We start from the raw sequence: 12786 nt of genomic DNA on the forward strand, positions 1-12786 counted from the left end.
GTCTCGTACGTGCCGTCGCTCTCCATGAACCCCTGCCCCCTGACCAGCCAGGTCTCCGCAACTGTGCCGGCGTCAAATCTAGTGGGCGCGGGCAGCTCCGGAAGGGTTTCGCCCACCCGTACGGCCGATCCCGCACCGATTCCCCGGCCGGCCCCGGACCCCGCTCCCCCGGCCGCCACCCGCCCCCGTCATGTCCACCACGGACAAGGAACCCCCCGCCACCACTCCCGATCGGCGCATGCCCCGCCCCCTCCCCCACGCCTAGCCTGCGGAGGAAACCCGCAAGTGCGTCCAGAACACCCCCAGGAGCCCCGCATGAACGCTGTCCCGCAGGAGCGGCGCGTCGTCACCGCCATCCCCGGCCCGAAGTCGCAGGAGCTTCAGGCCCGCCGCCTCGACACGGTCGCCGGTGGCGTGGGCTCCACGCTGCCGGTGTTCACCGCGCGGGCCGGTGGCGGCATCATCGAGGACGTCGACGGCAACCGTCTGATCGACTTCGGTTCCGGCATCGCCGTGACCTCCGTCGGCGCCTCCGCCGAGGCCGTCGTGCGCCGCGCCTCCGCGCAGCTCCAGGACTTCACGCACACCTGCTTCATGGTGACGCCGTACGAGAGCTACGTCGCGGTCTGCGAGGCGCTGGCCGAGCTGACGCCGGGTGACCACGCCAAGAAGTCGGCGCTGTTCAACTCGGGTGCCGAGGCCGTCGAGAACGCGGTCAAGATCGCCCGTTCGTACACCAAGCGCCAGGCCGTCGTCGTCTTCGACCACGGCTACCACGGCCGTACCAACCTCACCATGGCGCTGACGGCGAAGAACATGCCGTACAAGCAGGGCTTCGGCCCGTTCGCGCCCGAGGTCTACCGCGTGCCGGTGGCCTACGGCTACCGCTGGCCCACCGGGCCTGAGAACGCCGGCCCCGAGGCCGCCGCCCAGGCCATCGACCAGATCACCAAGCAGATCGGCGCCGACAACGTCGCCGCGATCATCATCGAGCCGGTCCTCGGCGAGGGTGGCTTCATCGAGCCGGCCAAGGGCTTCCTCCCGGCGATCGTGAAGTTCGCCAACGACAACGGCATCGTCTTCGTCGCGGACGAGATCCAGGCCGGCTTCTGCCGGACCGGCCAGTGGTTCGCCTGTGAGGACGAGGGCATCGTCCCGGACCTCATCACCACCGCCAAGGGCATCGCGGGCGGTCTGCCGCTCGCCGCCGTGACCGGCCGCGCCGAGATCATGGACTCCGTGCACGGCGGTGGCCTGGGCGGCACGTACGGCGGCAACCCGGTCGCCTGCGCCGGTGCGCTGGGCGCCATCGAGACCATGAAGGAGCTCGACCTCAACGGCAAGGCCAAGCGCATCGAGGAGGTCATGAAGGGCCGCCTGACCGCGATGCAGGAGAAGTTCCCGCTCATCGGTGACATCCGCGGCCGCGGCGCGATGATCGCCATCGAGCTGGTCAAGGACCCGGCGACCAAGGAGCCGGCCGCCGCCGAGGCCGCCGCGCTGGCCAAGGCCTGCCACGCCGAGGGTCTGCTCGTCCTGACCTGTGGCACCTACGGCAACGTGCTGCGCTTCCTGCCGCCGCTGGTCATCGGCGAGGACCTGCTCAACGAGGGTCTGGACATCATCGAGGGCGCCCTCGCCCGGATCTGACGGCGCGCCTGAACCGGCCGTCCGAAGGACCGCCGGAAGGACCGCCGGAAGGACCGCCCGGAAGGTCGCCCGAGAGGTCGTCCGGAAGGTCGCCCGAAGGGCCGTGTGAAGAAGCTGTGGGGGGCCGATGGCGGAATGAGATTCCGGCTGTCGGTCCCCCTTTTCGTGCCGTACGGTTTTCGCAGATGAGAGAAACACCCCGGGCGGAGCCTCCCCAGCCCCGCCCACACCGTGCCTTCGCGCACACCGCTGGAGCCCTGGGCTCCGGAACTCCTCACCGATCGGATGCCCGCTCGCCCCACACCCCCCGGGGCGCGCGGCAGCCCGGTCAGGTCGACCGCCCCGGAACCACCCCCCCTGTTCCGGGGCGGTCGGCTGTCTTCTGGGCGCTGGTCGTCCTCGCCGCCGCCACCTGGCAGGTCCTGGTCCGCGGCCCCCTCCTCCGGCTCGACGAGCGACTGTCCGGCATGCTCGTGGACACCGTCCCGCGCGGGCTGTCCGGGGCCGCGTCGGACCTCGGCAATCTGGTGGTCGCGCTGCCCGTGCTGGTGTGCGCGATGGCGTACGCGGTCTGGCGCGGGCGCCGCGCCGCCGCCCTGTACGCGGGCCTGGCCATGGCGGCCGTACCGCTCCTGATCGTCCCGCTGAAGGACTGGGCGGCCCGCCCGGGCCCGCTGGAGCCCTGGGCCCACGGCTACTTCCCGTCCGGCCACACGGCCACGGCGATGGTCGCCTACACGAGCGCGGCCCTCCTGGTCTCGCGCCGCCTGCTGCCCCTGGCGATCCTGCTGACCACGGTCACGGCCGCGGGTCTGGTCCTGCGCGGCTACCACTGGCCGCTGGACGTCCTCGCCTCCGTGGCCCTCTGCCTCCCGCTGCTGCGCTGGCCGGTCCTGGCCGCCCGCCACACCGGACCCGGGGCCGGGCGGCGGATGACGGGAGCCGGGTGACCGGAGCCGGGTGGCGGGGGCAGGGAACCCGCCGCCCCGGCCCGCCCCACCCCCGTCACCCCTCAGGCCGTCAGCTCCACCGATACGCGGCGAAGTTGTCCCTGAACGCCCACTGGTTGTAGCGGTCCCAGTTGATCGACCAGGTCATCAGGCCGCGCAGCGCGGGCCAGGTGCCGTGGGTCTGGTAGGAACCGCAGCCGGTCTTCTTCGTGAGGCAGTCGAGGGCCTTCGTCACCTCGGCCGGGGCGGTGTGGCCGTTGCCCGCCTGGGTGGAGGCGGGCAGGCCGATGGCGACCTGGTCGGGGCGCAGCGGCGGGAAGAAGCGGTCGGCGTCGCCGGCCACCGGGAAGCCGGTGAGCAGCATGTCGGTCATGGCGATGTGGAAGTCCGCGCCGCCCATGGAGTGGTACTGGTTGTCGAGGCCCATGACGGAGCCCGAGTTGTAGTCCTGGACGTGCAGCAGGGTGAGGTCGTCGCGCAGCGCGTGGACGACCGGGAGGTAGGCGCCGGCGCGCGGGTCCTGACCGCCCCAGGGGCCGGATCCGTAGTACTGGTAGCCGAGCTGTACGAAGAAGGTCTCCGGGGCCATGGTGAGGACGAAGCCGGGGCCGTACTTGGCCTTGAGGGTCTTCACGGCCTGGATCAGGTTGACGACGACCGGGGTCGTGGGGTTGCGGAAGTCGGTGTCGCCGGTCTGGAGCGACAGCGAGTGGCCCTCGAAGTCGATGTCGAGGCCGTCGAGGCCGTACTCGTCGATGATCTTCGATACGGAGGAGACGAAGGTGTCGCGGGCGGCGGCCGTGGTCAGCTGGACCTGTCCGTTCTGGCCGCCGATGGAGATGAGGACCTTCTTGCCGGCCGCCTGCTTGGCCTTGACGGCGGCCTTGAACTCGGCAGGTGATTCGACGTTCGGGCACTCGGCGACCGGGCAGAGGCTGAAGCGGATGTCGCCGGAGGTCGCCGAGGTGGGTTCGCCGAAGGCCAGGTCGATGACGTCCCAGGAGTCGGGGACGTCGGCCATCCGGGTGTAGCCGGAGCCGTTGGCGAAGCTCGCGTGGAGGTAGCCGACGAGGGCGTGGGCGGGGAGTCCGCCGCCGGGGGTGCCGCCGCCCGAGGAGGTGGTGGTGGCGGTCACCGGGGTGGAGGGAGCGGACTCGCCCGCGCTGTTGAGGGCCGTGACCCGGAAGGTGTAGGCGGTGCCGGGGGCAAGGCCGGTGGCGGTGTACGAGGTGCCGGTGACGGTCGCGACGGCGGTGGCGCCCTGCTGGATCCGGTACGAGGTGGCGCCGGGGACGGCGGGCCAGCCGAGCGTGATCGTGGTGGCGGTCGCGGAGCCGGCGGTGAGACCGGTGGGGGCCGCGGGCGGTTGGACGGGGTCGCCGCCGGGGCCGATGAGGGACAGGTCGTCGGCCTGGTAGGCGCCGGTGCCGTACCAGCCGTGGGTGTAGATCGTCACCGAGGTGGTCGTGGCCCCGGTGGTGAAGGTGGTGGCGAGCCGCTGCCAGTCGGGGGCGGACTGGGTCCAGGTGGAGACGTCGGTCGTGCCGGTGCCGGAGGCGCCGAGGTAGACGTAGCCGCCGCGCACCCAGCCGCTGAGGGTGTACGTGGCGCCGGGGCGCACCGCGACGGTCTGGGAGCAGCGGGCGTTGTCGCTGCCGGCCGGGGTCGCCTGGAGGGCCCGGGTGCCGCTGTGCACGGGGGAGGTGACGGCGGCTCCGCTGCCCGCCGTACAGCTCCAGCCGTCCAGACCGGACTCGAAGCCGCCGTTGCGGGCGATTTCGGTGTCGGCGGCGTGGGCCACGGGGGTGAGCGCCACGAGTCCGCCGGCGGCGAGGAGGCCCGCCAGGGCGAGGGTGAGGGGTCTGCTGCGATCCACGACTGCCTCCGGGGATCCGGGGATGGGGGATTCGAGGTGGTGGAGCGCGCCACAGCATGGTCCAGACCAATCAGGTGGTCAAGACCTCTGAACACCTTGAAGACGAGAAGCGGGGACACACGGGGATACGGGGAGCACAGGGGCACGGGGATACGGGGGGGATACGGAGGTACGGGCACACGAGGCGCGGGGTACGGGGTACGGGGGTACGGGGGTACGGATGCGCGGGCCCGCGATACGAGGCACGGGAACGAGGTACGGGATACGCGATACGGGAGTCAGCGCACCCGGCCCGCGGTCAGGGCCGGCCTCTCACTCCTCGCCCCCACCTCCTCCCGCCCCTTCTTCCGCCGCCCCGCCGCTCCCCCGCCGCAGTACCGCCGCCTCGTGCATCGCGAGTTCCAGCAGCATGGCGTCGTTGAGCGTGCCCGCGGCGTCCGGGGGGATCACCCAGCGCACCCCGCCCGCCATCCGCCCCGGGTAGGGGACGACGATCCAGGTCCCGGCGCCCGCGCAGCGCACCCCCGTGCCCAGCCAGTGGTCGGCGGTGCCCGGTGGGACGAAGAAGCCGATCCGGGCGTCGCCGAAATCGGCGAGGACCGGGCCCGGCCGGCCGGCGAGCCGGGTCAGGATCTCCAGGGTGGGGCGCCCGAGCGCGGCGGGCAGGATCAGCACGTCCCACTGGCGTCCGGCGGGCAGCAGGGCGACCCCGTGCGGGTTGCGCTCCCATTCGAAACGGCAGGCGTCGGGGTCGGGCGCGGCCGATGCCAGCCACTCCACCGCGCTCCGGACCTCCATGGCAGTCATCCGGTGTTCTCCTCTCCGTGTGGGCCCGCCTGGTGCGGGGCCCACACGGAGAGAGGAGACCGTCCCCCGGCTATGACGCGGGTTCAGCCCCTACGAGATGTGACCTGTGTCACATCTCGCAAAAAGCGGTGGATCAGCTGTCGAAGCCCAGGCCCATCCGGTCCAGGGTCTTCAGCCACAGGTTCCGCCGGCCGCCGTTCTCGTCGGCCCGGGCCAGCGACCACTTGGTCAGCCCGATGCCCGCCCATGCGATCGGCTCCGGCGGGAAGGGCAGCGGCTTGGAGCGGACCATGTCGAGCCGGGTGCGCTCGGTCGACTCCCCCGCCAGCAGGTCGAGCATCACGTCCGCGCCGAAGCGGGAGGCGCCGACGCCGAGGCCGGTGTAGCCGGCCGCGTACGCGACCTTGCCGTGGTGCGCGGTGCCGAAGAAGGCCGAGAAGCGCGAGCAGGTGTCGATCGCGCCGCCCCAGGCGTGGCTGAAGCGCAGGCCCTCCAGCTGCGGGAAGCAGGTGAAGAAGTGTCCGGCCAGCTTCAGATACGTCTCGGGGCGGTGGTCCATCTCGGCGGAGACCTTGCCGCCGAAGGGGTAGATCGCGTCGTAACCGCCCCACAGGATGCGGTTGTCGGCGGTGATCCGGAAGTAGTGGAACTGGTTGGCGCTGTCGCCGAGGCCCTGCCGGCGGCGCCAGCCGCCGATCGAGGCCAGCTGCTCGGCGCTCAGCGGCTCGGTCGTCAGCGCGTAGTCGTAGACCGGGACGGTGAACGGCCGCATCCGCTTGACCAGCGACGGGAAGACGTTGGTGCCGAGCGCGACCCGCCGGGCGGCGACCCGCCCGTACGGCGTGCGGACGGCCATCCCGCCCCCCGCGCCACCACTGCCGCTACCGCCACCACTGCCGCTACCGCCGCCACTGCCACTGCCCGCCGGGACGAGGTCGAGCCCCGGGGTGTTCTCGAAGATCCGTACGCCCAGGTCGAGGCAGGCCTGCTTGAGGCCCCAGACCAGCTTCGCCGGGTGCAGCATCGCGACCCCGCGCCGGTCCCACAGACCGCCCTGGAAGGTCGGCGAGTCGACCTCGGCGCGCAGCGCGTCGCGGTCCATCAGCTCCAGGCCGTCGGCGAGACCGAGCCGCTCGGCCTCCTCGTACATCTCGTGCAGTTCGTCGAGCTGGTAGGGCTCGGTGGCGATGTCGATCTCGCCGGTGCGCTCGAAGTCGCAGTCCATGCCGTAGCGGGCGACGGTCGCCTCGATCGCGTCGAGGTTCTCGGTGCCGAGCCGCTCCAGTTCCGCGAGCTCGTGCGGCCAGCGGGCCAGGCCGTTGCCCAGGCCGTGGGTGAGGGAGGCGGCGCAGAAGCCGCCGTTGCGGCCCGAGGCGGCCCAGCCCACCTCGCGGCCTTCGATGAGTACGACATCCCGGGAAGGGTCGCGCTCCTTGGCGCGCAGCGCGGTCCACAGGCCGCTGTAGCCGCCGCCGACGACGAGCAGATCGCAGCGCTCGGTGCCGGTGAGGGCGGGCAGCGCCGCGGGCTTGCCGGGGTCTTCCAGCCAGAAGGGGACGGGCTGGGCGTCGGAGAGAGATTGTGCAGCGAGACGCATGGCGACTGGGGCCATGGTTTCCAACTCCTTCGTGGCCTGACCGGCTGCCGGCCGCCGCCCGCCGCCCGGTGCGGACGGGGAGCGGCGGCCGACCGGTCAGGCGGTTGCTGTTTTCTTGCGCCGGTTCGTGATGATCTGACCGGCCACGACCACCAGCACCGCGATGACGAACATCGCCGTACCGATGACGTTGATCTGAACGGGGGTTCCGCGCTGTGCCGAGCCCCAGACGAACATGGGGAAGGTCACGGTGGAGCCCGCGTTGAAGTTGGTGATGATGAAGTCGTCGAACGACAGGGCGAAGGCGAGCAGCGCGCCGGCCGCGATGCCGGGGGCCGCGATCGGCAGCGTGACCCGCAGGAAGGTCTGCACCGGCCCCGCGTAGAGATCGCCCGCGGCCTCTTCAAGACGCGGGTCCATGGACATCACCCGCGCCTTGACCGCCGTCACGACGAACGACAGACAGAACATGATGTGGGCGATGAGGATCGTCCAGAAGCCCAGCTGGGCGCCCATGTTGAGGAACAGGGTGAGCAGCGAGGCGGCCATGACGACCTCGGGCATCGCCATCGGCAGGAAGATCAGCGAGTTGATCGCGCCGCGCGCCCGGAAGCGGTAGCGGACCAGCGCGAACGAGATCATCGTGCCGAGGACGGTCGCGCCGAGGGTGGCCCAGGCCGCGATCTGGAGGGACAGCGACAGCGAGCCGCACATGTCGGCGACGCCGCAGGGGTCCTTCCAGGCGTCCAGGGAGAACTTCTGCCACGCGTAGTTGAAGCGCCCGTTCGGTTTGTTGAACGAGAACACCATGACCACGACGTTCGGCAGGATCATGTACGCGAGCGTGAGCAGGCCCGCGATGACGACAAGGTTCCGTCGAATCCAACGCATCGTCGGCATCAGACCAGGTCCTCCGTTCCCGCTCGGCGGATGTAGACGGTGACCATGAGCAGCACGATCGCCATGAGGATGAACGACAGGGCGGCGGCCGTCGGGTAGTCCAGGACGCGCAGGAACTGCGACTGGATCACGTTGCCGACCATCTTGGTGTCGGTGGAGCCGAGGAGTTCGGCGTTGACGTAGTCGCCGCTCGCCGGGATGAAGGTGAGCAGCGTGCCGGAGACGACGCCCGGCATGGACAGCGGGAACGTCACCGTGCGGAAGGTGGTCACGGGCGAGGCGTACAGGTCCTGGGCGGCTTCGTGGAGCCGGCCGTCGATGCGCTCCAGCGAGGTGTAGAGCGGCAGGATCATGAACGGCAGGAAGTTGTACGTGAGACCGCAGACCACGGCCATCGGGGTGGCGAGCACCCGGTGGCCCTCGGTCCAGCCGAGCCAGCTGGTGACGTCGAGGACGTGCAGCGCGTCGAGGGCGCCGACGACCGCGCCGCCGTCGGCGAGGATCGTCTTCCAGGCCAGCGTCCGGATGAGGAAGCTGGTGAAGAACGGGGCGATGACGAGGACGAGGACGAGGTTGCGCCAGCGGCCGGCCTTGAAGGCGATCATGTACGCCAGCGGGTAGCCGAGCAGCAGGCACAGCAGCGTCGCGGTGCCCGCGTACAGCAGCGAGCTCAGGAACTGCGGCCAGTACTCCCTGAAGGCCTCCCAGTAGGTCTGGAAGTGCCAGGTGACCTCGAAACCCTTCTCCAGGGAGCCGGTCTGGACCGAGGTCGAGGCCTGGTAGACCATCGGCAGCGCGAAGAAGACGACCAGCCAGATGATGCCGGGCAGCAGCAGCCAGTACGGGACGAGCCGCTTGCGGGTGGAGGGCTTGCGAAGCACCGGAGTCTGCTCCGCCGGCCCCCGCTCCGCCGCCGGCTGTCCTTCCCGGACGAGGGTGGAGGAACTCACGAGGCGTCCTCCACCGTCTCCACGCCCGCGTCGATGTCCTGGTCGGCGTCGAGGCCGAAGGTGTGCGCCGGGTTCCAGTGCAGGACGACCTCGGCGCCGGGCACGAGGCGGCCGTCGCGCTCGATGTTCTGCTCGTACACCTGCAGACCCGCACCGGCCGGGGAGTCCACCACGTACTGGGTGGAGACGCCGATGAAGGAGGAGTCCACGATCCGTCCGGCGACCCGGTTGCGGCCGTCGGCGATGGTGCCCGCGTCGTCGGCGTGCGCCAGGGATATCTTCTCGGGCCGTACGCCCACCAGCAGCTTCCCGCCCGCGCGGACGGCGGTGGTACAGCGGTCTCCGGGCACCTTCAGCTTGCCGCCGCCGGCGGTGACGACGATGGCGGAGCCGGTCTCGGCGACCTCGGCCTCGATGAGGTTGGAGGTGCCGAGGAAGTTGGCGACGAAGGTGGTCCTCGGGTTCTCGTACAGGTCGGCGGGCGCGCCGAGCTGCTCGACCCGGCCGCCGTTCATGACCGCGACCTGGTCGGCCATGGTCATGGCCTCCTCCTGGTCGTGGGTGACGTGCACGAAGGTGATGCCGACGTCGGTCTGGATGCGCTTGAGCTCCAGCTGCATCTGGCGGCGCAGCTTGAGGTCGAGCGCGCCGAGCGGCTCGTCGAGGAGCAGCACCTGGGGGTGGTTGATGAGCGCGCGGGCGACGGCGACGCGCTGCTGCTGGCCACCGGAGAGCTGGTGCGGCTTGTGCCGGGCCTTGTCGCCGAGCTGGACGAGTTCCAGCATCTCGTCGACCTGCTTCTTCACCGACTTGACGCCGCGGCGGCGCAGGCCGAACGCGATGTTCTCCTGGATGTCCATGTGCGGGAAGAGCGCGTAGGACTGGAAGACGGTGTTCACCGGCCGCTTGTACGGGGGGAGGTCGGTGACGTCGCGGTCGCCGAGCGAGATGGTGCCCGTGGTCGGGTCCTCCAGGCCGGCGATCATGCGCAGCGTGGTCGTCTTGCCGCAGCCGGACGCGCCGAGCAGGGCGAAGAACGAGCCCTGCGGCACGGTCAGGTCGAGCGGGTGGACGGCGGTGAAGGAGCCGTAGGTCTTGCTGATGCCGCGAAGACGGACATCGCCGCCGGAGTTCTTGTCAGTCATGGGGTGGGTCCCGGGGGTGTGCGTAAGGACGGGGGAGGGCGGACGCCGGTCAGGCACCGATGAGCTTGGCGAACTTCTCCTCGTACGCCGTTTCCTCGGCCGTGCTGAGCGAACGGAACGAGTGGGACTTCCGGGCCATCTCCTTGTCGGGGACGATCAGGACATTATTGGCGAGGACCGGGTCGATTTTCGCCAGCTCGTCCTTCACGCCGTCGACGGGGCACACGAAGTTGATGTACGCGGCCAGCCGCGCGGCGACGGCCGGCTCGTAGTAGTAGTCCATGAGCTTCTCGGCGTTGGTCTTGTGCCGGGCCTGCGTGGGGATGAGCAGGTTGTCGCTGGAGGTGATGTAGCCCGCCGACGGGATCGCGTACTTGATGTCCGGGTTGTCGGCCTTGAGCTGGATGACGTCACCGGCCCAGGCGACGCAGGCGGCGATGTCGCCCTTGTCCAGGTCGGAGGTGTAGTCGTTGCCGGTGAAGCGGCGGATCTGCTTCTTGTCGACGGCCTTCTGGAGCCGGCCGATCGCGGCGTCGTAGTCGGCGTCGGTGAAGTTCGCCGGGTCCTTGCCCATGTCGAGCAGGGTCATGCCGACGGTGTCGCGCATCTCGGTCAGGAAGCCGACTCGGCCCTTGAGCGCGGGATCGTCGAGCAGCTGGGTGACGGAGTCGACCTTCCGGCCGCCGGTCGCCTTGGAGTTGTAGGCGATGATGGTGGAGATACCGGTCCAGGGGTAGGAGTAGGACCGGCCCGGGTCCCAGTCCGGGGTGCGGAACTGGGCCGAGAGGTTCGCGAACGCGTGGGGCAGGTTGGACGCGTCGAGCTTCTGCGCCCAGCCGAGGCGGATGATGCGGGCGGCCAGCCAGTCGGTGACGTTGATCAGGTCGCGGCCGGTGTCCTGGCCGGCCGCGAGCTGCGGCTTGATCTTGCCGAAGAACTCGACGTTGTCGTTGATGTCCTCGGTGTACTTGACCTTGATGCCGGTCCGTTTGGCGAACGCGGCGAGCGACGGACGGGAGTGGCCGTCCTCGCCGGTGTCCATGTACTCGGTCCAGTTGGAGAAGTTCACCGTCTTCTCCTGGGCCGAGAAGTCCGTGCTGGCCGGCCCCTGGCCCTCGCGCTTGGCGGGCGGGATGCCGCAGCCGGTCAGGGCCGCGAAACCACCGACGGTGAGCGCGCCGACGCCGCCGGCGCGCAGCATCGAGCGACGGCTGAGGGCGCCGCGACCGCTGGTCAGCGTGCGCCGTATCGCCGCGAGCTGTGCGGCCGACAGACTGTCGGACTGGTACTGCTCCATGCGCTGTGCCCTTTCGGGATGGGTCGCCGCCGGGGGCGGCGATCTGCTATCGGTCCCCGAAGATCGTGCGGTGCCAGTCCTTGGCCGCCACCGCGGTGTTGTCGAACATCACGTGCTTGACCTGCGTGTACTCCTCGAAGGAGTACGCCGACATGTCCTTTCCGAAGCCCGAGGACTTGTAGCCGCCATGGGGCATCTCACTGATGATCGGGATGTGGTCGTTGACCCAAACGCAGCCGGCCTTGATCTCACGGGTGGCCCTGTTCGCCCGGTAGACGTCGCGGCTCCAGGCGGAGGCGGCGAGGCCGTACGGGGTGTCGTTGGCGAGCCGGATGCCCTCGTCGTCGCCGTCGAAGGGCAGGGCCACCAGGACCGGTCCGAAGATCTCCGACTGCACGACCTCGCTGTCCTGCGGGGCGCCGGTGATCAGGGTAGGGCGGTAGTATGCGCCCTTCTCGAGCTCTCCACCAGGGGTTGTTCCGCCGGTGACCACGGTCGCGTAGCCGCGGGCGCGGTCCACGAAGGCGGCCACCCGGTCGCGCTGGGCGTGGCTGATCAGCGGGCCGAGATCGGTGGCGGGGTCGGCGGGGTCGCCGAGGCGGACCGTCTCCATCAGCTCCGCGACCCGCTCCACGAAGGCGTCGAACAGCGGCCGCTGGACGTAGGCGCGGGTGGCGGCGGTGCAGTCCTGTCCGCTGTTGATGAGCGAGGCGGCGACGGCGCCGTGCGCGGCGGCCTCCAGGTCGGCGTCGTCGAAGACCACGAACGGGGCCTTGCCGCCGAGTTCGAGGTGGAGCCGCTTGACGGTACGGGTGCCGATCTCGGCGACCCGCTTGCCGACGGCGGTGGAGCCGGTGAACGAGGTCATGGCGACGTCCGGGTGGCCGACCAGGTGCTCGCCCGCGACCCGCCCGGCGCCGGTCACGATGTTGACGACACCGTCGGGGATCCCGGCGTCGGTCACCGCCCGGGCGAACATCAGCGAGGTCAGCGGGGTGAGTTCGGCCGGCTTCAGGACGATGGTGTTGCCGGCCGCGATGGCCGGGAGGATCTTCCACGCGGCCATCTGCAGCGGGTAGTTCCAGGGCGCGATCGAGCCGACCACGCCGATCGGCTCGCGCCGTACGTAGGAGGTGTGGTCGCCGGAGTACTCGCCGGCGGACTGGCCCTGGAGGTGCCGTGCGGCGCCCGCGAAGAAGGCCGTGTTGTCCACCGTGCCGGGGACGTCGAACTCGGTCGTCAGCCTGATCGGCTTGCCGCACTGGAGCGACTCGGCGCGGGCGAAGTCCTCGGCCCGGTCCGCGAGTACGCCGGCGAGCCGGTGCAGCGCGTCGGACCGCTCGCCGGGTGTGGCGCCGGCCCAGCCGGGCAGGGCCTCGCGGGCACTGGCGACGGCGTCGTCCACGTCGTCCGTCGAGGCGAGGCGGTACGTGTACACGCTCTCGCCGGTCGCCGGATCGACGACGCTGTGGTCCTCGTCGGAGGTGCCGGGACGGAGCCGTCCTCCGATGTACTGCGCGCCGTCCGTGAAGTGGTCCGACATCTGGAAGCGGTTGCCCATGGCGCTCTCCGTTGTTCCCGCTCGAATTGAATGCCGATCCTGGCAGAGCGCCC

10 protein-coding genes are annotated in these 12786 nt (G+C 70.6%); 2 read left to right on the plus strand and 8 right to left on the minus strand.

Annotated elements, in window-relative coordinates:
* Positions 1–315: 315 nt before the first annotated feature.
* Together gabT and ABZ990_RS03460 are read left to right on the plus strand one after the other, a co-directional pair.
* Positions 316–1650, plus strand: coding sequence for a 4-aminobutyrate--2-oxoglutarate transaminase (gabT, locus tag ABZ990_RS03455; RefSeq protein WP_361224573.1), 1335 nt, complete (start codon positions 316–318; stop codon positions 1648–1650).
* A gap of 185 nt (positions 1651–1835) precedes the next feature.
* Positions 1836–2600 carry a phosphatase PAP2 family protein gene (locus ABZ990_RS03460; RefSeq protein WP_361224576.1) on the plus strand — a complete coding sequence of 255 codons (765 nt, stop codon included), beginning with the start codon at positions 1836–1838 and terminating at the stop codon, positions 2598–2600.
* A 70-nt stretch (positions 2601–2670) separates the two neighbouring features.
* On the opposite strand, the gene ABZ990_RS03465 is transcribed toward ABZ990_RS03460, so the two are convergent.
* The 8 genes from ABZ990_RS03465 to ABZ990_RS03500 all read right to left on the minus strand — a co-directional run bounded on the left by ABZ990_RS03465 (position 2671) and on the right by ABZ990_RS03500 (position 12733).
* On the minus strand, positions 2671–4476 hold the full coding sequence (locus ABZ990_RS03465) for a glycoside hydrolase family 18 protein (RefSeq protein WP_361224579.1): 1806 nt from the start codon (positions 4474–4476) through the stop codon (positions 2671–2673).
* A 312-nt stretch (positions 4477–4788) separates the two neighbouring features.
* The gene (locus tag ABZ990_RS03470) at positions 4789–5283 is read right to left on the minus strand and encodes a hypothetical protein (RefSeq protein ID WP_361224582.1); all 495 of its coding nucleotides are present in this window, start codon (positions 5281–5283) and stop codon (positions 4789–4791) included.
* Positions 5284–5416: 133 nt separating this feature from the next.
* Positions 5417–6895, minus strand: coding sequence for an FAD-dependent oxidoreductase (locus tag ABZ990_RS03475; RefSeq protein WP_361224585.1), 1479 nt, complete (start codon positions 6893–6895; stop codon positions 5417–5419).
* Between the two features lie 81 nt (positions 6896–6976).
* Complete coding sequence (locus ABZ990_RS03480; protein WP_361224588.1) at positions 6977–7780, minus strand: ABC transporter permease; 804 nt, start codon at positions 7778–7780, stop codon at positions 6977–6979.
* On the minus strand, positions 7780–8661 hold the full coding sequence (locus ABZ990_RS03485; RefSeq protein ID WP_361225057.1) for an ABC transporter permease: 882 nt from the start codon (positions 8659–8661) through the stop codon (positions 7780–7782). Before ABZ990_RS03485 ends, ABZ990_RS03480 begins: the two co-directional genes overlap by 1 nt.
* A gap of 65 nt (positions 8662–8726) precedes the next feature.
* On the minus strand, positions 8727–9875 hold the full coding sequence (locus ABZ990_RS03490) for an ABC transporter ATP-binding protein (RefSeq protein WP_361224591.1): 1149 nt from the start codon (positions 9873–9875) through the stop codon (positions 8727–8729).
* A gap of 49 nt (positions 9876–9924) precedes the next feature.
* Positions 9925–11172, minus strand: a complete 1248-nt coding sequence (locus ABZ990_RS03495) for a spermidine/putrescine ABC transporter substrate-binding protein (RefSeq protein ID WP_361224594.1) — start codon at positions 11170–11172, stop codon at positions 9925–9927.
* A gap of 46 nt (positions 11173–11218) precedes the next feature.
* Entirely contained in the window at positions 11219–12733 is a 1515-nt protein-coding gene (locus ABZ990_RS03500) for a gamma-aminobutyraldehyde dehydrogenase (RefSeq protein ID WP_361224597.1), read from the minus strand.
* Positions 12734–12786 lie beyond the last annotated feature (53 nt).

The organism is Streptomyces sp. NPDC046203 (genome assembly GCF_040646255.1).
Lineage (GTDB): Bacteria > Actinomycetota > Actinomycetes > Streptomycetales > Streptomycetaceae > Streptomyces.